Genomic DNA, 25,461 nt, shown 5'->3' with positions numbered 1-25,461 from the left:
CGCGAGGATGATGATCGCCGCTCCCGTCCACGACATGGGATCAGTGTCGCTCACCCGAGGTAGCGCACCAGCCGATCCGCGAGTTCAACCGGGCGACTGAGGAAGACGCAGTGGCCGCCGGGCATCTCATCCGGGACGATGCCCAGCCGCTCCGGCACGATGCGCCGGAACAGATCGGGGGGAAAGATGCGGTCCTCGGTGCAGAGCAGGAAGTGCGTGGGCACGTCGGGCCAGGCCTCGGCCGGCCAGGGCTCGGCGTAGGCGGTCATCGACGGATGGTCTCGCTCGCGGCGCAGCGCCTCCGCCGCGAGTGCCCGCGGCACGTCGTGGTAGTAGCTCACATACGGATCCTCGTTGCCGGTGAGTCCGCCGTCGCGCGCCGCCTGCGCAGCCACGGCCTCCGCGTACCCCGTCGCTGCCCACCATCGCTCCGGGCTCTCGCCCGGCAACGGGACCATCCCGGCGAGAAGCACGAGAGCAGTCGCGGGAAGCCGTGCGGCAGCCAGTGGTGCGGTGAATCCACCGAACGAGTGGCCGAGAACGACCACATCGCGCCGAGAGCCGACGAGAGCGACGACGGCGTCCGCATAGTCCTCGAGCCTGAGCGCGTCATCGCTGGCGGGAAGATCGGGGGCGAGCACTTCGTGCCCGCGAGCCTCGAGCTGCTTCGCCACGAGGCCGAAGGACGAGCCGGTGTCCCCGCCCCCGTGGATGAGGACGAACGTCGTCATGATGCCACGGTAATCGGGCCGATGAGGCGCCGGAGCCCGCAAAGAGCGTCGGAAATGCGAAAACCCCCGGAAATCCGGGGGTTTTCTGTTGTGCGCGATACTGGGATCGAACCAGTGACCTCTTCCGTGTCAGGGAAGCGCGCTACCGCTGCGCCAATCGCGCCCAATGGGCTGTTCAGTTATACGAGAGGTGGCGACGGGATTCGAACCCGTGTAAACGGCTTTGCAGGCCGGTGCCTAGCCGCTCGGCCACGCCACCGCGAGGTGGATTCGAACCCACATGCCAGCGCCCCTGGCTGGGGCACCTGCACTCGAGCGGATGACGAGACTCGAACTCGCGACCCTCACCTTGGCAAGGTGATGCGCTACCAACTGCGCTACATCCGCATACTCTTCAGTTTTCATGTTGTCCGGCGTACCGGGCACTCGAAATACATTAGCTCAGGATCGGAGGTTCACCAAACCGGATGACGCCACCGGGCGTGTCCAGAAGATCACTGAGCACACGCCACGCCCGGCGCGGGCCCCGATGCCTGAAGCGCCCCCGGCATCAGGTATGCTTTTCATTCGTGCCGCAATGCACACGACAACTACACAGGGGCGATTGGCGCAGTTGGTAGCGCGCTTCCTTCACACGGAAGAGGTCGTCGGTTCGAGTCCGGCATCGCCCACGCGGATGTAGCGCAGTTGGTAGCGCATCACCTTGCCAAGGTGAGGGTCGCGAGTTCGAGTCTCGTCATCCGCTCCACGTCAGAAGCCCGGGATCGTTCCGATCCCGGGCTTCTTCGTGTCCGCGGAGTGCAGGACGACACCCGTTGTTCACCACCCCGCTGCGCCCTCCCCGTCGCCGCGTTCATCGTCGCGCCACGTCTCGGTCATCTGACCGCCTTACCGTCTCCGATCTCCCCTCCCCTCCCCTCACCGATCTTGGAGATCAGAGATGCAGAACGTCCACGGATCGTCGTCGCCCCGGTGCCGACGCCTTCGAGCAACAGGATTCGCCCGCAGCAGCGTGATCACCGCAGCGGCCGTCGTCTCCGCGATCGCGCTGTCGGGCCTTGCCGTCGGCGCCGAGGCCTCAGAAGCACTCACCCCCGAAGCGATGACGCAGCAGCGCATAGACGCGGCGAACGACGCGTACAACGAGGTCGGGACGAGGCTCGAGTTCATCACGATGTCCGACACCGAGCTCGGCGGTGCCGCGACCGCGGACAAGACCTCCGAGCAGGTCGCCTATGAGAACTCCCGTGCGGGTTTCGAGCGGATCCGCACCTGGGCGGACAAGAACGGCTTCTCCGTCGAAGCCGTCGTGGACAACGGCGACGTCGTCGGCGCGAACGAACCCGAGTACAACGACCACCTCGCCGGCAGGAGTGAGAAGACCGCCGGCTGGTACCGCGCGGTCGAGCGAGTCATGACGGAGAACTTCCCCGACGCCCAGAAGATGTTCACGCAGGGCAACCACGACATCGCCGATCTGATGGGGAAGACCTTCGACGAGAAGCACGCCGGTGATCCGGACTGGTCCTACCCGAAGGCCGCCGACGAGTACGTCGGCAACTTCCACCGGAAGGTCAACGGATACGACTTCATCGGTCTGGACTACAACGGCAAGAGCACGTTCGGCTACAGCGGACAGCGGACCGGCTACCAGGAGTTCCTCCGCAGCACGCTCGCCGGGATCAGCGCCGCACCCGACTACGACCCCGCCAAGCCGATCTTCGTCAACATCCACAGCGGATACGCGGGCACGTCCCTCGGCGGCCCGTTCCACGGCGACTACGACCTCGCCGGCCCCGATCTGCAGACCATTCTGGCGGCGTACCCGCAAGCGATGCTCGGTTCGGCGCACACCCACTTCTCGTCGAACCCCGCGACGAGCATCTACCAGAGGGACTTCACGGTCTACGAGAACGCCTCGATGAACTACATCTACCAGGACGTGCCGGGAGACTTCCTCGGCGGCGGGTACTTCGAGGGCAACCAGGGCGACCCGGCGAACGGCTGGAACCAGAAGGCCGCGAACTTCATCAGCGTGCTCGATGACGGCCGCACGATCATCCGTCGCTTCGACGTGACGCGCCAGCGGTGGATGGGTATGCCATGGGTGGTCGACACCGCGAAGGGCAGGACCGGATTCGCCTACGAGGACGCTGACCGCAGCACGACCGCCCCGTGGTGGGATGCCGCCGCCGTCTCGACCGACAAGGTCACCGAGACATCCCTCACGCTCGGATTCGACCAGGCGGTCGACGACGAGCTGGTGAACTTCTACCAGGTGGAGATCACCGACAGGGTAGGAGATCCTGTCGCGTTCACGGCGAACCAGGTTCCGGACTTCGGCAAGAACAAGCCGAAGTCGTTCACCGGCTCCTTCAAGGCGTACTCGCGATTCTTCATGACGCCGAACACGATGTCCTTCGACATCGCCGGGCTCAAGCCGGCGAAGACGTACAACGTCCGCGTCTACGCCTTCGACGACTTCCAGAACAGGTCGACGGCTCTCGAGGGCAGCTTCCGCACTGCGGGGACGCTCACGTTCCCTGGTTTCCCCGACCGGACCACCCCGATCCCCGGCGACGAGTTCCTCGACATGCAGTTCGAGGGCGACCTCGCCGACGAGGCCGGCCGCGCGGTCCCCGCGACCGCGACCGGAGCAGTGTCGTTCGTCGACGACGACCGTCCCGGCGCCGCGGGCAAGGCCGTGCGCATCGGCGCGGACCCCGGCAGCTACGTCTCGCTCGGCAGGCGCTCCGAGTTCGACCTCGGCACAGACAAGGACCTGACGGTGAACTTCTGGACCAAGCTCACTGCGGTCGGTGGGTACGGATCGATCATCAGCAACAAGAACTGGTCGAACTACTACCGTTCGGGTGTCAATCTCGCACCGGAAGGGGCCGACACGGGGAAGCTCGAGCTGACTCTGGGTGACGATTCCAAGGGCGTGTACGTGACCGGCGACGTGCCGAACTACCGCGGCTCCTGGCACATGATGAGCTTCACGATCGACCGCACCGCCGACACGGCACGAACGTATTTCGACGGCGCACTCGTGAAGGAGAGCGACATCGCATCGGTGGGCAGCCTCACCAGCGGCCTGGAGATGCTCATCGGTGTCGACGGCAGCCGTTCCTACCCGACAGGCCTCGACATGGACGACCTGAAGATGTGGGCGAGCCCGCTCTCACCCGACGAGATCGCGAGCCTGTTCGCGGCTTCAGACACGTCACGGCCTCGGGAGTCGCTCAGCGGGGCCGTCGAGTACGCGAACGAACTGCTGGCTTCGTCCGCTGTGGAGGCGGAGAACGGGAGGGTCTTCGACAGCGGTCTCTCGAAGACGCTCAGGGCCGCCATCGCCACGGGTGACGAGACTCTCGCCACCGCAGACGCGACTCGCGCCGAGATCCGCACCGCGTACGACGGACTGAAGTCGGCCGTCGCCGCGTTCGAGTCGCAGCCCCGGCGCTACACCTATGCGGTCACAGCCGAGAACGGAACGGTCACCCCTGCTGAAGGCGTCGTGGACGCGCAGGGCGATCTGAGCCTGCGTCTGAAGCCGTCCAAGGGGTACAAGAGTCAGAACGCGAGGGTGACGCTCTCGGGAGCAGGATCGTTCACTCTCAAGGGCAACCGGCTCGTGATCCACGGGGTCGAGCAGCGCGTGCTCATGTCGGTCGGCTTCGCCTCCAAGGGCGGCGATCGGTAGCCGCTGACGACAGGGCGTGCGCGATCCGACAGCGGATCCGCACGCCCTGCCCGTCGCGTCAGCTCTCCCGAGCCCAGCCGTACCGGCGCATCAGCGCCGCCACGACGTGCTTGTACCTCTCTCTGTCGAGGACCGCCGCCTCACGACGCATCCCGCGGTCGTGCACGCTGTAGAGCTGCTCGATGTCGACCCACGACTGGCGCCCCTGACCGTCCCATCCGCCGGAGCCGATGGACAGGTAGTCGCGGTCGCCATCGTGCGGCTTGCTCGTCATCCGCACCGCGTAGACGCGATCCGTCGAATGCCGGCCGATCACCAGCACGGGGCGGTCCTTGCCGCGTCCGTCGTTCTCCTCATAGGGCACCCACGTCCAGATCACCTCACCCGCATCGGGGGCGCCGTCGCGCTGCGGGGCATAGGAGACGCGCAGATCTCGGATGCGGTCGGGATCGACACGGATCGTCTCGCTCCCCGGCATCCGACCTGCCTCCTCCGCCATGCCGGAGTGATCGGGACGCCGCGGTGCGACCGGGGAGACGGTCGCCTCCTTGCGCAGGATCTTCTGCAGGATGTCGAGCAGAGTGGACAGGATGCCGTTGGTCGAACTCACTCGCCCAACATAGATGAGCGGCAGAGGATCGCGCACAGGACTGATTGCTATGCTCAGACGGATCTCTCGTCATCCCGAGCGAGAACGAATATAGGAGACACGCGTGATCGATCTCGAGAAAGTCAACGGCGACTGGGAATTCGACCCGACGCACACCCGCATCGGGTTCTCTGCCAAGCACGCCATGGTGACCACCGTCCGCGGCGCCTTCAACGAGATCACCGGCCACCTGCACGTCGACACCGAGAACCCGGACCAGTCCTGGGCGAAGGTCACCATGCAGGTCGGCAGCGTCGACACCCGCGTGCAGCAGCGCGACGATCACCTGCGCAGCAGCGACTTCTTCGATGCCGAGAAGTGGCCGGAGATCACGTTCGTCAGCACCCACATCGAAGAGGTCGACGACCGTGCGTTCTCGGTGACCGGCGATCTGACCATCCGCGACGTCACCAAGCAGGTCATGATCCCGCTCGCGCTGATCGGTCTCGAGACCGGCGCCTACGGCGAACTCCGCGCCGGCTTCGAGGGCACCCGCCGTCTGAACCGCCGCGACTTCGGCCTGGAGTGGAACACTCCCCTGGACTCCGGCGGTGTGCTCGTCTCCGAGAAGATCACGCTCGAGTTCGAGATCTCCGCGGTCAAGGTCGAGGCGTCGGATGAGGATGCCGCTCCTGCGGACGCGTCCGACGAGGACGAGTCCGCCGAGAACGCCGCCGAGGGCGAAGAGGGCTCCGAGGAGTCCTGAGCATCACAGACACGGCGAAGAGGCGGGGATCCACCGGGATCCCCGCCTCTTCCGCATCTCCGCTCAGTGCGCGGCGACCGGCTCGTCCAGCGCGTAGCCCGCTTCGCCGTGCACCGCGAGGTCCACGCCCGCGATCTCCTCGTCGCTGGTGACCCGGAATCCGATCGTCTTCTCGATCGCGAATCCGATCACCAGGGCGACGACGAAGGAGTAGATCATCACGCCGCCGGATGCCAGCACCTGCACCGCCAGCAGTCGCAGGTCGCCTCCGGTGAACAGTCCCTGACCGGTTGCGAAGAACCCGAGGTAGACGGTACCCAGCAGGCCGCCGACCAGGTGCAGTCCGACCACGTCGAGCGAGTCGTCGAAGCCCAGTCGGTACTTCACCTCGACCGCCACGGCGCAGGCGACGCCCGACAGCGCGCCGAGCAGCAGCGCCCACCCCGGTGCGAGGTTCGCGCACGCGGGAGTGATCGCGACGAGGCCGGCCACCGCGCCGGAGACCGCGCCGACGGAAGTGGGCTTGCCGTCCTTGATCTTCTCGATCAGGATCCACCCCAGGATGCCCGCTGCGGCGGCGCCCATGGTGTTGATCGCGATCAGACCGACCTTGCCCATGTCCTCGGCGAGCCACTCCGCTCCGGCGTTGAATCCGAACCAGCCGAACCACAGCAGCGCGGCGCCGAGCAGGGTCAGCGGCACGTTGTGCGGCTTCTGCATGCCCTTGTGGAACCCGATGCGCTTGCCGAGCACGAGCGACAGCGCGAGTGCGGCCGCACCGGCGTTGATGTGCACCGCGGTGCCACCCGCGTAGTCGATCACCGCGATACCGCTGTCCTCACCGAACAGCCACGAGCCGAGGTTCATGATCCAGCCACCGCCCCAGACCCAGGCCGCGATCGGGAAGTAGCCGATGGTGCCGAAGACGCCTACGAAGATCAGCCAGGGCCCGAACTTCGCCCGGTCGGCGATCGCCCCGGAGATCAGCGCGACGGTGATGATCGCGAACGTCGCGCCATAGGCGACGCTCAGCAGACCGACGTTCGCGCCCGGCTCCGACGCCGACTCCGCGAGGCCGAAGTCCGCGAAGGGGTTGCCCGCGAACTGCAGAGGGTTCTCGACGGTGCTCATCGAGTAGCCGTAGAGCATCCACAGCACGGCGATGAGCCCGATCGCGCCGAAGCTCATCATCATCATGCTGATGACGCTCTTCGCCTTGACCAGACCACCGTAGAAGAACGCCACGCCCGGCGTCATCAGCAGTACCAGCGCCGTCGCGGTCACGGCCCAGGAGATGTTCCCCGGTGCATCCATGTCGAACCTCACTTTCGGGAGAAGAAGTTGAGGTTCAGTGTGGAACTGTCGCGTTTCCGCTGATCGTTCGCCGTGTTGCGGACGTGTTACGGGCTGCTCCCCCGTGTGAACGTCGTGTTACGCGGCGGAGTGGGTGAGCGCGTTCAGACGCGAGATCGCCCGCAGGTACTTCTTGCGGTAGCCGCCGCCGAGCATCTCCTCGGAGAACACCTCGTCGAGAGGGGTTCCGGTGGCGACGACAGGGATCTGCGCGTCGTAGACGCGATCGACGAAGGCGACGAAGCGCAGCGCCTCGGACTGGTCCGTCAACACGTGCACGTCGCGGAGGCCGATCAGGCTCAACCCGTCGATCAGGCGGATGTAGCGGGACGGATGCACCTGGGCAAGATGCCTGATGACCTCGCCGAACTCGTCGTCGGATGCGACGGCGCCGGCCGCCCCCTGCTCGATCGCGACGGCGAACGCCGCGTCGTCGAGCGTGACGGAGTGCCCGTCGATCGCGCGCTGACGGTAGTCGACGCCGTCGATGCGCAGCGTCTCGAAGCTGTCGGACATCGCCTGGATCTCACGGAGGAAGTCCTGCGCGGCGAAGCGCCCCTCGCCGAGGGCGTTCGGCGGCGTGTTCGAGGTGGCTGCCAGTTTGGTGCCGGAGGCCACGAGCTCGCCGAGCAGCCTGGTCATGACCATGGTGTCGCCCGGATCGTCGAGCTCGAACTCGTCGATGCAGAGCAGATCGGATCCGCGCAGCAGCTCCACCGTGTTCTTGTAGCCGAGGGCTCCGACGAGTGCGGTGTACTCGATGAACGATCCGAAGTACTTCCGGCGTGCGGGCATCGCGTGGTAGATCGCGGCGAGCAGGTGCGTCTTGCCGACGCCGAAGCCGCCGTCGAGGTACACGCCGGGCTTGGTCTCGGGCTCCTTCGGCGCCCGGCGGAACAGTCCGCCCCGCTTCACCGGCTGGGCAGCCCCTCCGGCGAAGCGCATCAGCTTCTCCTTGGACTCCTCCTGCGAGGGGTAGGCGGCATCGGCCCGGTAGCTCTCGAAGGTCGCCCCGTCGAACTGAGGCGGAGGCACGAGGCTGGCCAGCATCTCGCTGCCGGTGACCACCGGCATCCGATCGGTGATGTGGACGATTCCGGTGCTGGTCGCCTGGGTCATTCGCGTGTAGACGTCTTTCGTAATCCGCATGCGCACTGCCGCGGGGAGGCTTATCGTCAAAGGGACGGCTCCACATTACGCCGTCTGCCCGAACCACCCGTTCGCCCGACCACAGGAGACCTCCGTGCCCATCGAGTTCGACACCAGTTCCGCCAAGTTCGCCGAGTACGCCGAGCCCGGCCGGCTCGTCACCACGGACTGGCTCGCAGCGCACCTCGGCGAGCCCGGGCTCGTGGTCGTCGAATCCGACGAGGACGTGCTGCTGTACGAGACAGGGCACATCCCCGGAGCGGTGAAGGTGGACTGGCACACCGAGCTCAACGACCCTGTCGTGCGCGATTACGTCGACGGCGCCGGCTTCGCCGAACTGCTCAGCCGCAAAGGCATCTCTCGCGAAGACACGGTCGTGATCTACGGCGACAAGAACAACTGGTGGGCCGCCTACGCACTGTGGGTCTTCTCGCTCTTCGGTCACGAGGACGTGCGCCTGCTGGACGGCGGCCGCGACCGCTGGATCTCCGAGGGACGCGAGATCACCACTGCCCCGGCCGACCGTGCGCGCACCGAGTACCCGGTGGTGCAGCGCGACGACTCCGTGCTGCGCGCCTACAAGGACGACGTCGTCGCCTTCATCGGCCAGGGCCCGCTGATCGACGTTCGCTCGCCCGAGGAGTACAGCGGTGAGCGCACTTCTGCCCCCGCGTACCCGGAGGAGGGCGCGCTGCGCGCCGGCCACATCCCCACTGCGCAGAGCGTGCCGTGGGGCAAGGCCGTCGCCGAGGACGGCGGCTTCAAGACCCGAGCCGAGCTCGAGGCGATCTACCGCGACGGCGCGGGGCTGAAGGACGGCGACGCGATCGTCGCTTACTGCCGCATCGGCGAGCGATCCAGTCACACCTGGTTCGTGCTGCAGCACCTGCTCGGCTTCGAGAACGTGCGCAATTACGACGGCTCCTGGACCGAGTGGGGCAGCGCCGTGCGCGTGCCGATCACCACCGGCGCCGAGCCCGGCTCGCTCTGAGCGTGGGAGGATGTCAGGGATGACTGAGCACGTCCCTGACACCCTCGCCGAGTTCCGCGACGACTTCCTCGACCTGCCTGAGAGCGACCGGCTCTCGCTGCTGCTCGAGTTCGCGAACGAACTGCCGGAGGTCCCCGCTGAACTGGCCGACCACCCCGAGATGTACGAGCGCGTCGCGGAGTGCCAATCCCCCGTGTTCATCCACCTCGACGTGAAGGAAGACGTCGTGCACATGCACGCGACCGCACCGAGGGAGGCGCCGACGACGCGCGGCTTCGCCAGCATCCTGGTGCAGGGCATCGACGGGCTCACGGCCGACGAGGTGCTCGCGATCCCGAACGACTACCCGCAGAGCCTCGGCCTGACCAAGCTGGTCTCGCCGCTGCGCATCGGCGGGATGACGGGCATGCTGATGCGCGCGAAGAACCAGGTCGCGCAGAAGCGCTGAGACCTGCGCCTCGGGCGCTGGCGAGACCGAGACGAAGGGCGCTCAGCGGCTGATGTGCTCTGACATCCAGTCGGTGATGGCCGTCGTCCATGACGTCTGGTCGTAGTTCCACAGCTTGGTGTGCCGTGCGACGGTGAACGTCGGCATGGTGACCAGGTCTGGCCGCTCGGCGGCGAGGGCGTGCGATGCGTCGGACGGCACGAACCCGTCGTCGTCGCTGTGCAGGATCAGGATCGTCACCGACAGTTCCGATGCCCGGGCGACCATGTCCAGACTGTCGAAGGGGATGGCCTGCTCGGCACCGCCGAGACGGGCCGACCACGGCGTAGACAGCGCCTCCATCGCGAGCGCGGGCAGCGGCTCGCGGAGACCGGCCTCGCGCGCCTGGAAGCGCAGCACGGTGCGCCAGTCCACGACAGGTGAGTCGAGCACCATCCCGACGATGGCGTCGCGGTGCGCCGAGTTGACGGATGCCTGCAGCACGATCGCCCCGCCCATGGACCAGCCCATCAGCACGATGCGCTCCGCGCCGTGCCGCAGCGCGTGCCCGATGGCGGCGTCGACGTCGAGCCACTCGGACGCCCCCAGTGCGTACGAGCCGCCTCGGCTGCGCGGCGCCTCGCCGTCGTTGCGGTAGGAGACGACGAGCGTCGGCATGCCGAGCGAGTGGAACACCGGCACGGCGCGCAGGCACTCCGCGCGCGTGGTCCCGCGGCCGTGCACCTGGATCACCCACGTCTTGGCCGCCGGGGAGTCGGACGCTCCGGCATCCGGAGCTGCGGGGAACAGCCATGCCGGGCACGGACCGGCGGGCGAGCCGATCAGCACGGTCTCATAGGGCAGGTGCAGCTCGGCAGGGGTCGAGTAGTACCAGCCGCTGAACGCGGCACCGCGGTCGACCTTGGCTCCGATGTCGATCTGGGTGAGCAGCTTGCGCCGCACCTTGCGCTGGTCGGCGCTGAGCACCGCGCCGAGCTTGACATACCCGTAGGTGCCGGTCGTGAACAGGCCGTAGCGCCCCGGCAGCTCCGTGTCGGGCGTGCGGCGCAGCTCGATCGTCTGCGCTCCGGTGTCGACGGCGAGGATCTCGGTGTCCATGCTGCGGGCGCTGGGGGTGACGACGCGTCGTGCGGTGGCGAACACGGTTGCGACAGCTCCTGCCGCGGCGATCGCGACGAGCGCGGGTACGGCGACCGCTACGGCGTGCCTGAGACTCTTCATCGCCTCCTGACTCTAGCCTGTTGCCGTGACCGCCCCCTCGGAATCCGCTGCGCTCTTCGACGCCGCTGCGACGCAGCTGCGCGAGATCGCTTTCCGCTCGGACATCGTCGTCCGGGAGATCCCCTCGCCAACGGGCCTCGCGCCCTTCTCGCTGGCCCTCGCCGCCGATGTGCGACCCGATGATCACGGCGACTCGATCTACGGGACAGGGCGCTTCGTGCTGCTCCACGATCCCGAGGAGCCGGCAGCCTGGGGCGGCCCCTGGCGCATCGTCGCCTTCGCGCAGGCGCCGCTGGAGCCCGAGATCGGCACCGACCCGCTGCTCGCCGACGTCACCTGGTCATGGCTGGTCGATGCGCTCGAGTCCCGCGACGCCGTGTACCACTCCGCATCCGGAACCTCGACGAAGACCCTCTCGAAGGGCTTCGGAGGGCTCTCCGAGCAGGGAGACGGCGCGCAGATCGAACTGCGCGCCTCCTGGACCCCTGAGGGACCGGTCCGACCGCACGCCGAGGCCTGGGCGGAGCTGGTCGGTATGCTTGCAGGGTTGCCGCCCGGCTCTGAGAACGTCGCCGTGTTCGGCGCGAGAAAGGGCGGCCGTGGCTGACTATGAAGTGATCTCCGATCGCAAGGCCTTCGAGAAGGCGGCGGCACAGCTCGCCGAGGCGGACGGACCGGTCGCTGTCGACGTCGAACGAGCGTCCGGGTTCCGCTACTCCCAGCGCGCGTACCTGGTGCAGGTCTTCCGGAGGGAGGCCGGGGTGTTCCTCTTCGACCCGCCGGCCATCGGCGACTTCGCCCCGCTGCAGGAGGCGATCGGCGATGCGGAGTGGGTCTTCCACGCCGCGAGCCAGGACCTGCCGTCGCTGCGCGAGCTGCAGCTGGAACCGGCATCCGTCTTCGACACCGAGCTCGCCTCGCGGCTGCTCGGCCACGAGCGCGTCGGCCTGGCCGCTGTCGTCGAGGACACTCTCGGGATCACGCTGAAGAAGGAGCACTCGGCTGCGGACTGGTCCACCAGGCCGCTCCCCGACCCGTGGCTGGAGTACGCCGCGCTGGACGTGCTGCACCTCATCGATGTGGAGGACGCGCTCCGGGTCGAGCTCGCCGAAGCGGGTAAGACCGAGATCGCCGGTGAGGAGTTCGCCGCCACGCTGTCGCGTGCACCCAAACCCCCGCGTGAGGACCCCTGGCGTCGGCTCAGCGGCCTGCACAAGGTGCGCGGCGCCCGCAACCTCGCCGTCGCCCGCGAACTGTGGACGGCCCGCGAGGAGTACGCGAAGGAGATCGACGTCTCCCCCGGCCGACTGGTGCCGGACCGCGCACTGCTCGCCGCGCTGCTGGCCAACCCGTCCAGCAAGCAGGCGCTGGCGGGCCTCAAGGAGTTCAACGGGCGCGCGAGCAGGACGCAGCTCGACCGCTGGTGGAACGCGATCGAGCGCGGCCGCGCTGCGACCGATCTGCCGCGCGAGCGGGTGCCCAGCGATGCGCTGCCCCCGCCGCGCGCGTGGGCCGATCGCAACCCCGAGGCGGATGCCAGGCTCAAAGCCGCCCGCCCTGTGGTGGAGGCGACCGCGGAAGAGCTGCACATGCCCACCGAGAACCTTCTGACGCCGGACTATCTGCGCCGCGTGGCGTGGCATCCGCCGGCACCGACGCCGACCGCCGAACAGGTGGGCGCGGCGCTCGGCGCACTCGGCGCCAGGAACTGGCAGATTGAGCGGACCGCACAGAAGATCGCGGATGCCTTTGTAGAAGCAGGGCAATCGGCGGAAGAGGCCGCGGCCGAGGAATCGTAGATTCGATCCAACCGATTCCGCCGGCTCGCCTCGCCTTCCTAGGCTGGGAACATCCCACAACACTGGAGGCAGAGTGGCCGAGATCTCGGACGTCTTCTTCGTCGACGGAATGCGCACACCTTTCGGGCGCGCCGGCGAGAAGGGCATGTACTGGAACACCCGCGCGGATGACCTCGCCGTCAAGGCGACCATCGGACTGATGGAACGCAATCCCGGCGTCCCCGCGGACCGTATCGACGACGTCGCCATCGCCGCGACCAGCCAGACCGGAGACCAGGGCCTGACCCTCGGACGCTCCGTCGCGATTCTGGCCGGTCTCCCGCACACCGTTCCCGGTCTCGCGGTCGAGCGCATGTGCGCCGGCGCCATGACCAGCGTCACCACCATGGGCGCATCGATCGGCATCGGCATGTACGACTTCGCCCTCGCCGGCGGCGTCGAGCACATGGGTCACCACCCGATCGGCAGCAACGCCGACCCGAACCCGCGCTTCGTCGCGGAGCGGATGGTCGACCCCGGTGCCCTGAACATGGGGGTGACCGCGGAGCGCATCTTCGACCGCTTCCCGCACCTGACCAAGGAGCGGTCGGACCGCTTCGGCATGCTCAGCCAGCACAAGGTGCAGGCCGCGTACGACGCCGGAAAGATCCAGCCCGACCTGGTCACCGTCGCCACCAAGGGCGCCGACGGCGCCTGGGGCCTTGCCACCGAGGACGAGGGCCGCCGCCCGCAGACCACGATGGAGGACCTCGCGAGTCTGAAGACGCCGTTCCGTCCGCACGGGCGCGTCACTGCAGGCACCTCTTCGCCGCTCACCGACGGTGCGACGATGTCGCTGCTCGCCGGCGGCGGGGCGGTCAAGGAGTTCGGCCTCACTCCGAAGATGCGGATGGTCTCGTTCGCGTTCGCCGGCGTGCAGCCCGAGATCATGGGCATCGGCCCGATCCCCTCGACCGAGAAGGCCCTCAAGAAGGCCGGTCTCACGATCGACGACATCGGCCTGTTCGAGCTGAACGAGGCGTTCGCCATCCAGGTCATCTCGCTGCTCGACCACTTCGGCATCGCCGACGACGATCCGCGCGTGAACCAGTGGGGCGGCGCGATCGCGGTGGGCCACCCGCTCGCCGCGACCGGCGTCCGGCTGATGATCCAGCTCGCGGCGCAGTTCGCCGAGCGTCCTGACGTGCAGTACGGCCTCACCGCCATGTGCGTCGGCCTCGGCCAGGGCGGCTCCGTCATCTGGGAGAACCCGTTCTTCGACGGCAAGAAGAAGCGCAAGTAAGGGCACGCACCATGACGAACTACGACGACATCGATTTCTCGCCGATCATGGCCCTCACCGAGGGCGAGGTCATCACGCACTCCCCCGTGCGCGACGTGCGCCTCGCCTCGGGCAAGGTGCTCGCACTGATCACTCTCGACAACGGCCGTGACCACACCCGTCCGAACACCCTCGGCCCCGCCACGCTGACCGAGCTCGGCGAGACGCTCGCCGGCCTCAAGGCGCGCGCCGCCGCGGGTGAGATCCAGGCGGTCGGCATCACCGGCAAGCAGTACATCCTCGCCGCCGGCGCCGACCTGTCCGACATCAGCAAGGTGGGCTCGAAGGACAACGCCCGTCTCATCGCACAGCTCGGCCACAAGGTGATCGGCTCGCTGAGCGACCTCGGCGTGCCCAGCTTCGCCTTCGTGAACGGTCTCGCACTGGGCGGCGGCATGGAGATCGCGCTGAACTCCACCTACCGCACGGTGGATGCCTCGGCCGCGGCGCTCGCGCTGCCCGAGGTGTTCCTCGGCATCATCCCCGGCTGGGGCGGCGCCTACCTGCTGCCGAACCTGATCGGCATCGAGAACGCCCTCGAGGTGGTCATCTCGAATCCGCTGAAGCAGAACCGCATGCTCAAGCCGCAACAGGCGTACGAGCTCGGCATCTTCGACGAGATCTACCCCGCCTCGAACTTCCTCGAGAACTCGCTGCGCTGGGCCGACGAGGTCCTCGGCGGCAAGAAGGTCGAGCGGAAGAACGCACCGGGCAAGATCGAGCGCACCGTCAAGTGGCCGGTCGCGATCAAGATGGCCCGCGGGATGCTGGAGTCGAAGATCGGCACCGTGCCGAAGTCGCCCTACGCGGCCCTCGAGCTGCTCGACAAGGCGCGCAGCGGCACCAAGGCCGAGGGGTTCGCCCGTGAGGACGAGGCTCTCGCCGAGCTCGTCACCGGTGATCAGTTCGCTGCGTCGATGTACGCCTTCGACCTGGTGCAGAAGCGCGCCAAGCGTCCGGTCGGCGCGCCCGACAAGGCGCTGGCGAAGAAGGTCACCAAGGTCGGCATCATCGGTGCGGGTCTGATGGCCAGCCAGTTCGCGCTGCTGTTCGTGCGCAAGCTGCAGGTTCCGGTGCTGATCACCGACCTCGACCAGGCGCGCGTCGACAAGGGCGTCGCGTACATCCACGAGGAGATCGGCAAGCTCGAGGCGAAGGGCCGCCTGGACGGCGACACCGCCAACAAGCTGCGCGGCCTGGTGACCGGCACGACCGACAAGTCGCTGTACGCGGACTGCGACTTCGTGATCGAGGCCGTGTTCGAGGAGGTCGGTGTCAAGCAGGCCGTTTTCGGTGAGATCGAGAAGATCATCGCCGAGGACGCGATCCTCGCCACCAACACCTCCTCGCTGTCGGTCGAGGAGATCGGCTCGAAGCTCGAGCACCCCGAGCGTCTGGTCGGCTTCCACTTCTTCAACCCCGTCGCCGTCATGCCGCTGATCGAGATCGTGAAGACCTCCTCGACCACGGAGGCCGCACTGTCGACCGCGTTCGTCGTGGCGAAGGGCCTCGGCAAGAACGCCGTGCTCACTGCCGACGCCCCCGGCTTCGTGGTGAACCGCCTGCTGGCCAAGGTCATGGGCGAGGCCGCGCGCGCCGTCTACGAGGGCACCCCGGTGGCCGAGGTGGAGAAGGCGTTCGGTCCGCTCGGACTGCCGATGGGCCCGTTCCAGCTGATCGACCTGGTCGGCTGGAAGGTCGCCGCGCACGTGCAGGACACGATGGTGGCGCACTTCCCGGAGCGGTTCTACGCGAACGAGAACTTCCACGCCCTCGCCGACCTCGACCAGGTGGTCGAGAAGGACAAGGGCGGTCGCGTGACCGGGTTCACCAAGGCTGCGGACAAGCTCGTCAAGCAGGCTGCGGGCAACTCCCCGGCATCCGCCGACGAGATCCTGCGGCGCGTGCAGGACGGCCTCGCGCAGGAGATCCGTCTCATGCTGGACGAGGGTGTCGTGCCCGAGGTCGAGGACATCGACCTCTGCCTGATCCTCGGTGCGGGCTGGCCGTTCATCGACGGTGGCGCGTCGCCGTACCTGGACCGTGAGGGAGCCTCGGAGCGCGTCTTCGGCGGCACCTTCCACACCCCGGTGATCCGCGGCATCGCCTGATCCGAGCACGACGAAGGGGCGGGAGAGGTTCATCCTCTCCCGCCCCTTCGTCGTTCCGGTTACTGCGTGGGCCTGGTGTCCGTCTCTCCCACCGAGGGCCAGTACGACAGTGCGCGCTCCGCGAGTGCGGTGATCGTGAGCGAGGGGTTCACGCCGGGGTTCGCCGGCACCGCGGAGCCGTCCACCACATGCAGATCCGGATGCCCCCACACGCGGTGATACTCGTCGATGACGCCTTCCTCCGGGCTCCGCGAGACCACGGCACCGCCCAGGAAGTGCGCGGTCAGCGGGATGCCGAACACCTCGGGCCAGGAGCCCCTGGCCTCGGCCGGCACTCCCCCGTCACGCTCGATTCGCGCGGCGATCGCCTCCGCGGCGCGGTGCGCTTGCGGCAGGTGGCTGGGGTTGGGCTCGCCGTGTCCCTGCCTGCTCGTCATCGCCAGGCGGCCGAAGCGACGGCGCAGCGACAGCGTCAGGGAGTTGTCGGCGGTCTGCATCACCAGGGCGATGATCCCGCGGTCGCTCCAGCGGCGCAGCGAGCCCAGTCGCAGCTGCCGCACCGGATGCCGCAGTGCGCGGCCGATCAGATGGCCGAGACGCCGGTGCAACGGCACGTCGCCGGGGACGAGGATCGTCGCCAGCGCGCCCATGAGGTTGGAACCTGGCCCGTAGCGCACGTTCTCGACGTGGGTGCGGTCATCGACATGGAACGAGGTCGTGATCGCGACACCACGGGTGAACTCCAGCGACTCCGGAACCCGCGTGGCGATCGCGCCGTCGAGCGCCTCGGAGTTGGTGCGGGTGAGACGACCGAGAGCATCCGACAGGTGGGGCAGAGCACCGGATGCCTTCATCCGGTGCAGCAGCTGCTGCGTGCCCCAGGTGCCCGCGGCGAGCACCACCTGCTTCGCGGTGACCGTGCGGCGGCCGTGCCGCAGCCATGCGCCGCTGTTCTGCGTCGTGACGGCGAATCCACCGCCGCGCAGCGCCCGCACGTCGGTGACAGTCCGGAGCGCCTCGATGATCACGCCGCGTCGTTCCGCCAGGGCGAGGTAGTTCTTCATGAGGGTGTTCTTCGCGCCCACGCGGCAACCGACCATGCAGTTGCCGCACAGCGTGCATCCGGTGCGCTCCGGTCCCTCGCCGTCGAAGAACGGATCGGGCACGCGGACGCCCGGTGTGCCGAGGAAGACGCCGACGGGCGCGCGCCGGAACGTGCCGCCCACACCGAGATCCTCCGCGGCTCCCGCCATGATCCGCTCCACCGGTCCGGTGTGCGGGTAGTGCTCGACGACGCCCAGCATCCGCTTCGCCGTCGCGTAGTGCGGCTCGAGTTCGGTCTGCCAGTCGGTGATATCGGCCCATTGCCGGTCGGTGAAGAACGGCGAGCCGGGCTGGTACAGGGTGTTCGCGTAGTTCAGCGAACCGCCGCCGACACCGGCGCCGGCCAGGATCATCACGTCAGGCAGCCGGTGGATGCGCTGCACACCGCGGCATCCGATCGCCGGCGCCCACAGATACCTGCGCACGTCCCACGACGTCTTGGCGAAGTCATCGTCCTCGAAGCGGCGGCCCGCCTCGTAGACCCGCACCCGGTAGCCCTTCTCGGCCAGTCGAAGTGCGGCGACGGAGCCGCCGAATCCCGATCCGATGACGACGACATCCTCGTCGAAGTCAACCATGCCTCTCCTCTCCAGGAACCATCACGGTCAGCGCTGCCGGATGCACGGTGATCGTGCACTCGTCCTCGCCGATCCTCTCGCCGTCCGCGTAGACGACGAGCCCCGGCGCGCGCACGCTCACCGAACGCGCATGCCGATGCGTCACCTCCGGCCGCCCCAGATGCCGTCCTCGGAGCAGCAGCGGGAACAGCATCGCCAGCCGGAGTCGTCCGAGCGGCGCGACGTGCACGACATCCAGCAGCGCGTCATCAGGCACGGCGCCCGCGGCCACCGGCATCCCGCCGCCGTAGCTCGCCGTGTTCGCGACGGCGATCAGCGTCCCTGGACGGCGCGCGGCCTCCTCGCCATCTGCGGAGAGCGTGAAGTCCATCGGCCGCAGCCGCACCAGCTCGCCGATGATCGCGAGGTAGTAGCGCAGTCTGCCGCGCGGCCAACGCAGCTGATTGGTGCGGTCGCTGACCTTGGCGTCGAAGCCGAGCGCCGCGACGGTGAGGAACGGGGCGCTGCGCGCGCGTGTGCGGATCTCGCCGACGTCGATCCTCCGCGCGACGCCGGTGAGCGCGAGTTCGGCAGCGGCGGCCGCATCGTGTCGTGGGAGGCCGAGTGCGCGGGCCAGGTCGTTGCCCGTGCCCGCCGGGACGAGCGCGATCGGCACATCCGTGCCGCGAACCGCGTCGAGGATGCCGGAGAGCGTACCGTCCCCACCGACCACGACCAGCACACGGGGTTGCTCAGCGACAGCCTGGGCGGCCAGCGCCGCCATCTCCCTCGCGGATCGCCCGGCATAGGTCAGCACCTCCGCACCGCGTGCGCGCAGGTGCGCGAGCGCAGCATCCGCAGTGTCGCGCCCGCGTCCCTTGCCGGAGTCCGGATTGGCCAGCAGCGCGATGTGGTCGCCCAACTCAGGCGTCCCGCTCGGAGATCACGGCTCCGGGGTTGAGGATGCCGGTGGGGTCGAGCTCACGCTTGATGGCGCGCAGGATGCGCACCCCGGTCTCGCCGATCTCCTGCTCGAGCCAGGGGGCGTGATCGCGCCCGACGGCGTGGTGATGGCTGATCGTGCCGCCGCTGGCGATGATCGCGTCGTTCACGGCGGCTTTCACCCGCTGCCAGGCTTCCAACGGCTCGGTGCGCAGGCCGGCGAGCACCGTGAAGTACAGCGACGCCCCGGTCGGGTAGATGTGCGAGACGTGGCACATGATGTAGCTCTTCGCGCCCTCGGCGGCGAACCTGTCACGCAGCGCGCTCTCGACCGCATCGCGGAGGCTCTGCAGGTTCGCCCAGGTGGTCGCCGTCTCGAGCGTCTCGCAGAACACGCCGGCGTCGAGGAGGGAGTCGCGCAGGTACGGTCCGTCGAAGCGGCCTTCGAGCCAGTCCTCGGCTGCGCCCTGGCCGGTCGACGTGCCGCCCGCCTGCGCGAGCAGTTCCGCAGTGCGTGCACGGCGGCCGGCGATGTCGACGCCCTCGTACACGGTGATGACGCTCGCCCCCTTGGCGAGGAGCTTGCCGATCTTGCCCACCTGTGCCAGGCTCACTGCGGTCTCAGCCTCATCGGAGAGCCGGATGACGGTCGGGCCGCCGCCGTGCTGAGCGACGCGGCGCAGGCCGTCGGCGCCGGAGGCGAAGTCGCGGAACGTCCACGCCTCGAAGACTCGCTCGCTCGGCACCGGATGGACCCGTACGCGCACCTCGGTGATGACGCCGAAGATGCCCTCGGAGCCGAGGAAGACGCGCACGAGATCAGGCCCGGCCGCCGACCCCGGCGACCGGCCGAGGTCGATGTCTCCGGTGGGCGTCGCGACGCGGATGCCGGTGACCATGGTCTCGAACCGGCCGTAGCCGGCCGAGTTCTGCCCGGACGACCGCGCAGCCGCAAAGCCGCCGACGGTCGCGTAGCGGAAGCTCTGCGGGTAGTGTCCGAGCTCGTACCCGCGCGCGGCGAGAAGCGCCTCGGCCTCGGGACCCGTCGTGCCGGCCGCCAGCGTCGCCTCGCCGCTGATCTCGTCCAGGGCGATCAGCCCCGACATCCGCCGCAGATCGAGGCTGACGACGCCGCGGTGGCGTCCGCGCTCCGGGTCGAGCGCGCCGACGACACTGGTGCCGCCACCGAACGGGATGACGGCGAGGTCGTGCGCAGCGGCGACGGTCAGGCAGGCGACGACGTCGGCGTGGCTGCCGGCGCGCACGACCGCATCCGGAGCGTCCTGGCGCGGCATCCGGCGGCGCAGCAGGTCGGGGGTCGATCTGCCGCCGGCGTGCTGAACGCGCGATTCGAGCGAGACGTCGACATGCTCGGCGCCGACGACGGCACTGAAGGCGGCGAGGTCATCCGCCGTGAGACCGGATGCCGGAAGCACGACCTCCGGGAGCGGCACAGCGGACTCCGGACGGCGGATCCGCCCCAGCAGCAGAGGCAGCAGTGTGCGCACGGCGCGCGGGAGATCTTTCTCCTTGGCCGGGTCGCCCCAGCCGTTCCAGCGCATCGGCGCGTCTTCGGCAACTCTGCCGTCTTCGTCGATCATGCGTTACAGTGTGACACATTGTGGAAGAACGTCAACTCGAAGAGATCACTCCGGCCGCGGTGTTGCCGACCTGGGATGCCACGCAGAGCAGAGTCCTGGACGCAGCCGACGAGGTCATGGTGCGCCGCGGCGTGCACGACGTGACCATCGCCGAGCTGGCTCGCCGCGCCGAGGTCAGCCGCCCCACGATCTATCGCAGCTGGAACGATTCCGACGACGTCGTCCGCACGGCGCTGCTGCGTCGCACCGCCGGCATCCTCGCCCGTTTCCCCGCACGCGACCGCGACCGCGATGACGTCGTCGAGGACGTGCTGCGCTTCATCCGCCTCTTCCGCGGCGACGACGTGTACGGACAGCTCCTCGCCGAGGAGCCTGAGGCGTTCACGCGCTACACGCTGCAGCGGGTCGGTTCGAGCCAGCGCATGATCATCGGCTGGCTGGCGCAGGCGATCGCCGCCGCGCAGCGGGGCGGCACAGTGCGCGAGGCTCCTCCGCAGGAGGTCGCGGTGATGCTGCTGCTGATCGCCCAGTCGGCCGTGCTCTCACACGGCACGGTCGCCGAGCTCATCGACGAGGACGCCTGGGAGCGCGAGCTGCGCGCAGCACTGGACGGGCTGCTGCGACCATGACCGCCGCATCCGCCGATCTCAACGCCGAGCGGCGCCGGAGCGATCTTGAACGCGCGGCCGAGGAGACGGTCGACGTCCTCGTCGTCGGCGGCGGCATCACCGGCGTCGGCACCGCGCTGGATGCCGCATCCCGAGGTCTGAGCGTCGTTCTCGTCGAGGCCGAGGACCTCGCGTTCGGCACCAGCCGGTTCAGCTCGAAGCTCGTGCACGGCGGCCTGCGCTACCTCGCCACCGGAGACGTCGCCACGGCCAAGGAGAGCGCACTCGAGCGGCACCTGCTGATGACCGCGATCGCGCCGCATCTGATCCATCCGCTCCCCCAGTTGCTGCCGTTCGCGCCCGGCGTCACGTTCTCGCAACGGTCGGCGGGCGCCGTGGGGATGCTGATGGGCGATCTGCTGCGGATGCGGGCGCACACGCCTCGGAAGACCCTGCCCGGCCCGAGGGCGGTGTCGGCGCGCACTGCGCAGCGGCTGGTTCCCGCGCTCGCCACCCGGGGCCTGCGCGGCGGCATGCTCTCCTACGACGGTCAGCTCGTCGACGACGCACGCCTCGTCGTCACCGTCGCACGCACGGCGGCGTGCCTCGGAGCACGCATCCTCACCCGCGTGCGTGCGGTCACGGTGCGCGGCGACGGAGCGACCCTCGAGGACGTGCTCACCGGCGAGCGGCTCGAGATCCGCGCCCGGGCCGTGGTCAACGCCACCGGAGTGTGGGCGGGCGCGCTCGACCCTGCTATCACCGTGCGTCCCAGCCGCGGAACGCACATCGTGCTGGATGCCGCGGATCTCGGGCATCCCGCGGCCGCGCTGACCATCCCGCATCCGGGCTCGATCAGCCGGTACGTCTTCGCGCTGCCGCAGCCGAACGGTCGCGTCTACGTGGGCCTGACCGACGAGGACGCCCCGGGGCCGGTGCCGCGGGTGGCGGAGCCCACCGAGGCCGAGATCGGCTTCCTGCTCGAGAGCGTGAACCGGGTGCTCGCGGCGCCGATCGGGCGCGACCGGGTTCGCGGTGCGTTCGCAGGGCTCCGCCCGCTCGTGGACAGTGGGGAAGGCTCCTCGGCCGACGTCTCGCGGAAGCATCTCGTCGCGGCATCCGAAGCGGGTTTCGTCTCGGTGCTCGGCGGCAAGCTGACGACGTACCGGCGGATGGCGGAGGACGCGGTGGATCTCGTCGCGCAGCTGCGCGGCCTGCCGCAGCGTCCGAGTCGCACGGCGTCGCTTCGCCTGGTGGACGCCGCGGTCGCGCCGTCGGAGCCGCTGGTGGAAGGGCTGTCCCTGACGCGGGGCGACGTGGTCGCGGCCGTTAGGACCGAGCTGGCACTCACGGCGGATGATGTGCTGGACCGCCGATCACGCGTCGGGCTGGTGCCAGAGGAACAATCGAAGGTGCTCGAACCCGTGACCGAGCTTGTCGCCCGGACGCTGGCGGAACTCTCGGAGAACGCGGGCTGAACAGCTCCCGATCCTGGTACCTTTTGCGTTCCGGGGACCGCGGCGACGGGCACAGTGGGGGCATGGACATGCTCCTGACCATGATGAGCGCCAAGGGGACGATGAGCCTGCTGAAGACGGGCACCATGTTCCTGACGGTCCTGCTCGTCGTCCCGGCTCTGCTGAAGCTCTTCATCGTGACTGTCGAGGAAGGGTGGGCCGCGATCCGCACGCGCAACGGGAAGCCGATCATCCGCAAGCCGAAGGGCGCACCGGACGGCACAGGTGAGGTCGTGGTGCTCCGGCCCGGTTCCCACGGCGCGTTCCCGCTGTTCTACTGGTACAAGCTCGTGGACGTGCGCTGTCGCGCGACCGACCTCCCGGTGCGCGAGCTCACGGGTGCGAACGGGCACCAGCACCGGGTGCATGCGTCGTTCGAGTGGCGGCCGATCCCCTCGGGACACGATCTGCGTGTCTTCGAGCTCGATGTCGTGAACGTGAAAGAACGCGCGTCGAACCTGGTCAGCGCCGCACTGCGCGACGCCGTCCGGCGGATCGACGGTGAGGACCTGCCGCACAACGACGAGGTCAACACGCGCGTGCTGGACGCCTGCGCGGACGAGATCCGGAATGCCTGCGGTGTCGAGCTCGTGCGGGTGATGATCACCGGCGACGCACTCACCGACGGGTATCTGATGGCCGAGGCGCTTCGCTCGACGGACCGCGCACCGGAGGCCGCGGCCGCACTGCACGCGCTGAACTGAGCCGGGGGTATCGATGGCGGCTCTTGCGGGCTAGTATTTGAACATGTTCAGTTCCGAGCTCACGCCGAAGGCGCAGCAGACGCGAAGCAGGATCAGGGATGCGGCGATCGCCTCGTTCATCGAGCGCGGCTATCCCGACACGACGATCAGGCTGATCGCCACCGAGGCCGGTGTGTCGGTCGGGAACGCGTATTACTACTTCCCCTCGAAGACTCATCTGGTGCAGGAACTGTACGAACAGGTGCAGAGCGATCACGCGCGCATCGCCGTGCCGCAGCTCGAGGGGGTAACGGGACTGATCGATCGGCTCCGCATCGTGTTCGAGACGGGCCTGGCCGACCTGGAGCCGTACCGTAAGGTTGCGCCGGGATTCCTCAGCGCGATGATCGCGCCGGAATCCCCCATCAACCCGCTGTCGAGGGAGTCCTCGCCATCGCGCGACCTGACCGTCGGCCTGATCCGGCGCGCGATCGACGGCGCCGAGCATCGCATCCCCGATGACATCGCGAGCCGGATGCCGGATGCTCTCTTCGTGCTCTACCTCGGCCTCGTGCTGCGCTGGACGTACGACGACCGCCAGGACCACCGCCGCACGCAGCGGCTGCTCGACACGGCACTGCGGCTCTTCTCCGTCGCGCTGCCGTTCCTGCGGATGCCCGGCATCCGCGGCGTCACACGGGATCTGCTGGATCAGATCGCCGAGGTCCGGGCGTGAGCACGGCGGCACTTCCCCGTACCGGGACGCCGGAACTGCCGGTGGCGTTCATGTGAGGAAGCGGAGCTTCCGAATGCGAGACCGGCCTCTTCGACGCACGCACGATGACCAGCACGAACCACGCGATGAGCAGCCCGACGCCAATGGGGATCGCCCCTGCGGTGTAGACGGAGAACACGAACAACGGCGACAAGGCGCCGATCCCCGACGAGCGCCAGGCGGCTTCAACGATCGCGGAACTCGCGCCGGTGTAGAGGAGCAGCACCACCAGCCCGAGCCACGCCACGCTGACCAGCAGCGGCAGGGCGCGCAGCCATTCCTTGCGCTCCGTTCCGCGCGCCAGGATCAGTCCAGCGGGGATCGATACGACGAGTGAGAGCACGAGACCGAAGATGCCCATGGCCAAGGCGATGCCCGTCTCTCCGACGTTGTCCGCGCGCGGGGTGGATCCCTCCAGCCCCCAGGCCCCCAACATGACCAGGAGTGCTGCCAGCGCAGTCGCCGCACCCGCACCGGTCCACTTGATGGCCTGGCCAAGACGAGTGAGATGGTCGGCAATGTCGGTCATCCGGACACTCTAGCCCCGTCAGCGTCTCCGAAGTCATGCCAGCCCGTCGAGGAACGCCTGTGCCGCGGGCGCCGGGTTGAAGCTGCTCCAGGCGAGGTATTCGACACGGCTCGGACCGTCCGCGACCGGGACGGTTCGCAGACCGTCGACCCCCGAAGAGAGCAGGGCGGGCGGGAGGAGCGAGATGACGAGTCCCTGCCGGATCAGGTCCAGGATGAGATCGGTGTTCATGGCCTCGAACATGACCTCGCGATGGACGCCGGCGGCTTCGAACGCCAGGTCGGACTGGACGCGACCGGGCGTCCCCTCGGGGAAGTCCACGAACGCCTCCCCCGCCAGCTCCTCCAGACTCAGTCGGCGTCGCCCCGCCAGCAGATGCTCTGCCGCGACGACGGCGACCAACTGCTCTCGCGCCAGCACCCGGGCGTTCACGCCCTTCGGCGGGATGCTGTCGGGGAGCCCGAGCACGGCGACATCCATGCTGCCTGCGACGATCGCCGCGATGAATTCGTCACTTCCGCCGCCGCGGAGTCTGATCCGAACGTCCGGGTGAGCGCGGTGGAATCGGCCCAGCACGGACGGGATGTCGATGGCCGTGACCGTGGGGATCACGCCGACAGTCAGGGTGCCGCTGATCCGCCCGCCGGCCGCCGCGGCCTCGGACATCGCGCGTTCGGCTGCGGCAAGGCTTGCGCGCGCCTGCACGAGGAACGCTTCCCCGGCTGCGGTGATCTCGACCCTGCGACTGGTGCGCGCGAACAGCCGCACGCCGAGCTCGCGCTCGAGCGCCTTGATCTGATGACTCAATGCCGACTGCACCACGAGGCAGCGTTCCGCCGCCCTCGTGAAGCTGCGCTCCTCGGCCACAGCGATGACATATCGCATCTGCTGGAACTCCATACATCCATGATTGCCATTCATAGCTAAGGTCGCAACAATGTGTTGGACTCATCCCACACC

22 protein-coding genes and 5 tRNA genes are annotated in these 25,461 nt (G+C 68.5%); 14 read left to right on the top strand and 13 right to left on the bottom strand.

Annotated features, from left to right (window positions below):
* Window positions 1–50: 50 nt before the first annotated feature.
* From ACFVAE_RS01805 to ACFVAE_RS01790, 4 genes are all read right to left on the bottom strand, one after another.
* The gene (locus ACFVAE_RS01805) at window positions 51–731 is read right to left on the bottom strand and encodes an alpha/beta fold hydrolase (RefSeq protein WP_378887308.1); all 681 of its coding nucleotides are present in this window, start codon (window positions 729–731) and stop codon (window positions 51–53) included.
* Window positions 732–822: 91 nt separating this feature from the next.
* Window positions 823–894: transfer RNA gene (locus ACFVAE_RS01800), tRNA-Val, on the bottom strand.
* Between the two features lie 25 nt (window positions 895–919).
* Window positions 920–990: transfer RNA gene (locus ACFVAE_RS01795), tRNA-Cys, on the bottom strand.
* Window positions 991–1,045: 55 nt separating this feature from the next.
* Window positions 1,046–1,118, bottom strand: a tRNA-Gly gene (locus ACFVAE_RS01790).
* A 211-nt stretch (window positions 1,119–1,329) separates the two neighbouring features.
* Here ACFVAE_RS01790 and ACFVAE_RS01785 point away from each other — a divergent pair.
* The 3 genes from ACFVAE_RS01785 to ACFVAE_RS01775 all read left to right on the top strand — a co-directional run bounded on the left by ACFVAE_RS01785 (window position 1,330) and on the right by ACFVAE_RS01775 (window position 4,437).
* Window positions 1,330–1,402: transfer RNA gene (locus ACFVAE_RS01785), tRNA-Val, on the top strand.
* Window position 1,403: 1 nt separating this feature from the next.
* A tRNA-Gly gene (locus ACFVAE_RS01780) sits at window positions 1,404–1,479 on the top strand.
* A gap of 264 nt (window positions 1,480–1,743) precedes the next feature.
* Window positions 1,744–4,437, top strand: coding sequence for a LamG domain-containing protein (locus ACFVAE_RS01775; RefSeq protein WP_378887306.1), 2,694 nt, complete (start codon window positions 1,744–1,746; stop codon window positions 4,435–4,437).
* Window positions 4,438–4,495: 58 nt separating this feature from the next.
* Here ACFVAE_RS01775 and ACFVAE_RS01770 read toward each other — a convergent pair whose 3' ends face one another.
* Window positions 4,496–5,047: a type II toxin-antitoxin system PemK/MazF family toxin gene (locus ACFVAE_RS01770; protein WP_378887304.1), complete on the bottom strand. Its 552-nt coding sequence runs from the start codon at window positions 5,045–5,047 to the stop codon at window positions 4,496–4,498.
* Window positions 5,048–5,150: 103 nt separating this feature from the next.
* On the opposite strand from ACFVAE_RS01770, the gene ACFVAE_RS01765 reads away from it, so the two are divergent.
* The gene (locus ACFVAE_RS01765; RefSeq protein ID WP_378887302.1) at window positions 5,151–5,792 is read left to right on the top strand and encodes a YceI family protein; all 642 of its coding nucleotides are present in this window, start codon (window positions 5,151–5,153) and stop codon (window positions 5,790–5,792) included.
* 63 nt (window positions 5,793–5,855) lie between these two features.
* Here the strand turns inward: ACFVAE_RS01765 and ACFVAE_RS01760 are convergent, their stop codons facing one another.
* Together ACFVAE_RS01760 and zapE are read right to left on the bottom strand one after the other, a co-directional pair.
* Window positions 5,856–7,106, bottom strand: a complete 1,251-nt coding sequence (locus ACFVAE_RS01760; RefSeq protein ID WP_378887300.1) for an ammonium transporter — start codon at window positions 7,104–7,106, stop codon at window positions 5,856–5,858.
* Between the two features lie 117 nt (window positions 7,107–7,223).
* Window positions 7,224–8,264 carry a cell division protein ZapE gene (zapE, locus tag ACFVAE_RS01755; RefSeq protein WP_378887298.1) on the bottom strand — a complete coding sequence of 347 codons (1,041 nt, stop codon included), beginning with the start codon at window positions 8,262–8,264 and terminating at the stop codon, window positions 7,224–7,226.
* Window positions 8,265–8,388: 124 nt separating this feature from the next.
* On the opposite strand from zapE, the gene ACFVAE_RS01750 reads away from it, so the two are divergent.
* Together ACFVAE_RS01750 and ACFVAE_RS01745 are read left to right on the top strand one after the other, a co-directional pair.
* Complete coding sequence (locus ACFVAE_RS01750; protein WP_378887296.1) at window positions 8,389–9,285, top strand: sulfurtransferase; 897 nt, start codon at window positions 8,389–8,391, stop codon at window positions 9,283–9,285.
* A gap of 19 nt (window positions 9,286–9,304) precedes the next feature.
* Complete coding sequence (locus ACFVAE_RS01745; RefSeq protein ID WP_378887294.1) at window positions 9,305–9,733, top strand: SufE family protein; 429 nt, start codon at window positions 9,305–9,307, stop codon at window positions 9,731–9,733.
* A gap of 42 nt (window positions 9,734–9,775) precedes the next feature.
* Here ACFVAE_RS01745 and ACFVAE_RS01740 read toward each other — a convergent pair whose 3' ends face one another.
* Window positions 9,776–10,954 (bottom strand): alpha/beta hydrolase family protein, encoded by a 1,179-nt coding sequence (locus ACFVAE_RS01740; protein ID WP_378887292.1) that lies wholly within the window; start codon window positions 10,952–10,954, stop codon window positions 9,776–9,778.
* Between the two features lie 25 nt (window positions 10,955–10,979).
* Here ACFVAE_RS01740 and ACFVAE_RS01735 point away from each other — a divergent pair, with 25 nt between their 5' ends.
* The 4 genes from ACFVAE_RS01735 to ACFVAE_RS01720 all read left to right on the top strand — a co-directional run bounded on the left by ACFVAE_RS01735 (window position 10,980) and on the right by ACFVAE_RS01720 (window position 16,185).
* On the top strand, window positions 10,980–11,561 hold the full coding sequence (locus ACFVAE_RS01735) for a DUF3000 domain-containing protein (RefSeq protein WP_378887290.1): 582 nt from the start codon (window positions 10,980–10,982) through the stop codon (window positions 11,559–11,561).
* Window positions 11,554–12,753, top strand: coding sequence for a ribonuclease D (locus ACFVAE_RS01730; protein WP_378887288.1), 1,200 nt, complete (start codon window positions 11,554–11,556; stop codon window positions 12,751–12,753). Before ACFVAE_RS01735 ends, ACFVAE_RS01730 begins: the two co-directional genes overlap by 8 nt.
* A gap of 73 nt (window positions 12,754–12,826) precedes the next feature.
* Window positions 12,827–14,035 carry a thiolase family protein gene (locus tag ACFVAE_RS01725; RefSeq protein ID WP_378887286.1) on the top strand — a complete coding sequence of 403 codons (1,209 nt, stop codon included), beginning with the start codon at window positions 12,827–12,829 and terminating at the stop codon, window positions 14,033–14,035.
* An 11-nt stretch (window positions 14,036–14,046) separates the two neighbouring features.
* Entirely contained in the window at window positions 14,047–16,185 is a 2,139-nt protein-coding gene (locus ACFVAE_RS01720) for a 3-hydroxyacyl-CoA dehydrogenase NAD-binding domain-containing protein (protein ID WP_378887284.1), read from the top strand.
* Between the two features lie 59 nt (window positions 16,186–16,244).
* On the opposite strand, the gene ACFVAE_RS01715 is transcribed toward ACFVAE_RS01720, so the two are convergent.
* Genes ACFVAE_RS01715 through ACFVAE_RS01705 form a run of 3 tightly spaced genes read right to left on the bottom strand, consistent with a single transcriptional unit; the run spans window position 16,245 to window position 20,389 of the window.
* Window positions 16,245–17,867, bottom strand: a complete 1,623-nt coding sequence (locus ACFVAE_RS01715) for a GMC oxidoreductase (protein WP_378887282.1) — start codon at window positions 17,865–17,867, stop codon at window positions 16,245–16,247.
* Entirely contained in the window at window positions 17,860–18,768 is a 909-nt protein-coding gene (locus ACFVAE_RS01710; protein ID WP_378887280.1) for a diacylglycerol/lipid kinase family protein, read from the bottom strand. The genes ACFVAE_RS01715 and ACFVAE_RS01710 overlap by 8 nt, the downstream gene beginning before the upstream one ends.
* 1 nt (window position 18,769) lies before the next feature.
* Window positions 18,770–20,389 carry an FAD-binding oxidoreductase gene (locus tag ACFVAE_RS01705; RefSeq protein ID WP_378887278.1) on the bottom strand — a complete coding sequence of 540 codons (1,620 nt, stop codon included), beginning with the start codon at window positions 20,387–20,389 and terminating at the stop codon, window positions 18,770–18,772.
* Between the two features lie 20 nt (window positions 20,390–20,409).
* On the opposite strand from ACFVAE_RS01705, the gene ACFVAE_RS01700 reads away from it, so the two are divergent.
* From ACFVAE_RS01700 to ACFVAE_RS01685, 4 genes are all read left to right on the top strand, one after another.
* Complete coding sequence (locus tag ACFVAE_RS01700; protein ID WP_378887276.1) at window positions 20,410–21,018, top strand: TetR/AcrR family transcriptional regulator; 609 nt, start codon at window positions 20,410–20,412, stop codon at window positions 21,016–21,018.
* Window positions 21,015–22,475 carry a glycerol-3-phosphate dehydrogenase/oxidase gene (locus ACFVAE_RS01695; RefSeq protein ID WP_378887274.1) on the top strand — a complete coding sequence of 487 codons (1,461 nt, stop codon included), beginning with the start codon at window positions 21,015–21,017 and terminating at the stop codon, window positions 22,473–22,475. Before ACFVAE_RS01700 ends, ACFVAE_RS01695 begins: the two co-directional genes overlap by 4 nt.
* 62 nt (window positions 22,476–22,537) lie before the next feature.
* Window positions 22,538–23,218 (top strand): SPFH domain-containing protein, encoded by a 681-nt coding sequence (locus tag ACFVAE_RS01690; protein ID WP_378887272.1) that lies wholly within the window; start codon window positions 22,538–22,540, stop codon window positions 23,216–23,218.
* Between the two features lie 43 nt (window positions 23,219–23,261).
* Window positions 23,262–23,933 carry a TetR/AcrR family transcriptional regulator gene (locus ACFVAE_RS01685; RefSeq protein ID WP_378887270.1) on the top strand — a complete coding sequence of 224 codons (672 nt, stop codon included), beginning with the start codon at window positions 23,262–23,264 and terminating at the stop codon, window positions 23,931–23,933.
* Here ACFVAE_RS01685 and ACFVAE_RS01680 read toward each other — a convergent pair.
* Together ACFVAE_RS01680 and ACFVAE_RS01675 are read right to left on the bottom strand one after the other, a co-directional pair.
* Entirely contained in the window at window positions 23,890–24,501 is a 612-nt protein-coding gene (locus ACFVAE_RS01680) for a hypothetical protein (RefSeq protein WP_378887268.1), read from the bottom strand. The genes ACFVAE_RS01685 and ACFVAE_RS01680 overlap by 44 nt on opposite strands.
* 33 nt (window positions 24,502–24,534) lie before the next feature.
* Window positions 24,535–25,401, bottom strand: coding sequence for a LysR family transcriptional regulator (locus ACFVAE_RS01675; RefSeq protein WP_378887266.1), 867 nt, complete (start codon window positions 25,399–25,401; stop codon window positions 24,535–24,537).
* Window positions 25,402–25,461: the final 60 nt, after the last annotated feature.

Origin of the sequence: Microbacterium sp. NPDC057659 (assembly GCF_042799915.1) — a bacterium.
Lineage (GTDB): Bacteria > Actinomycetota > Actinomycetes > Actinomycetales > Microbacteriaceae > Microbacterium.
Note: the sequence above shows the minus strand (reverse complement) of the source record. Positions and strands in the feature narration are given on the sequence as shown.

Bases quoted from the DNA above. Each gene is read 5' to 3' on its own strand.
- ACFVAE_RS01805 (WP_378887308.1), bottom strand. From the start codon at position 731: ATGACGACGTTCGTCCTCATCCACGGGGGCGGGGACACCGGCTCGTCC.
- ACFVAE_RS01760 (WP_378887300.1), bottom strand. From the start codon at position 7,106: ATGGATGCACCGGGGAACATCTCCTGGGCCGTGACCGCGACGGCGCTG.
- zapE (WP_378887298.1), bottom strand. From the start codon at position 8,264: ATGACCCAGGCGACCAGCACCGGAATCGTCCACATCACCGATCGGATG.
- ACFVAE_RS01745 (WP_378887294.1), top strand. From the start codon at position 9,305: ATGACTGAGCACGTCCCTGACACCCTCGCCGAGTTCCGCGACGACTTC.
- ACFVAE_RS01740 (WP_378887292.1), bottom strand. From the start codon at position 10,954: ATGAAGAGTCTCAGGCACGCCGTAGCGGTCGCCGTACCCGCGCTCGTC.
- ACFVAE_RS01720 (WP_378887284.1), top strand. From the start codon at position 14,047: ATGACGAACTACGACGACATCGATTTCTCGCCGATCATGGCCCTCACC.
- ACFVAE_RS01715 (WP_378887282.1), bottom strand. From the start codon at position 17,867: ATGGTTGACTTCGACGAGGATGTCGTCGTCATCGGATCGGGATTCGGC.
- ACFVAE_RS01705 (WP_378887278.1), bottom strand. From the start codon at position 20,389: ATGATCGACGAAGACGGCAGAGTTGCCGAAGACGCGCCGATGCGCTGG.
- ACFVAE_RS01695 (WP_378887274.1), top strand. From the start codon at position 21,015: ATGACCGCCGCATCCGCCGATCTCAACGCCGAGCGGCGCCGGAGCGAT.
- ACFVAE_RS01690 (WP_378887272.1), top strand. From the start codon at position 22,538: ATGGACATGCTCCTGACCATGATGAGCGCCAAGGGGACGATGAGCCTG.
- ACFVAE_RS01685 (WP_378887270.1), top strand. From the start codon at position 23,262: ATGTTCAGTTCCGAGCTCACGCCGAAGGCGCAGCAGACGCGAAGCAGG.
- ACFVAE_RS01680 (WP_378887268.1), bottom strand. From the start codon at position 24,501: ATGACCGACATTGCCGACCATCTCACTCGTCTTGGCCAGGCCATCAAG.
- ACFVAE_RS01675 (WP_378887266.1), bottom strand. From the start codon at position 25,401: ATGGAGTTCCAGCAGATGCGATATGTCATCGCTGTGGCCGAGGAGCGC.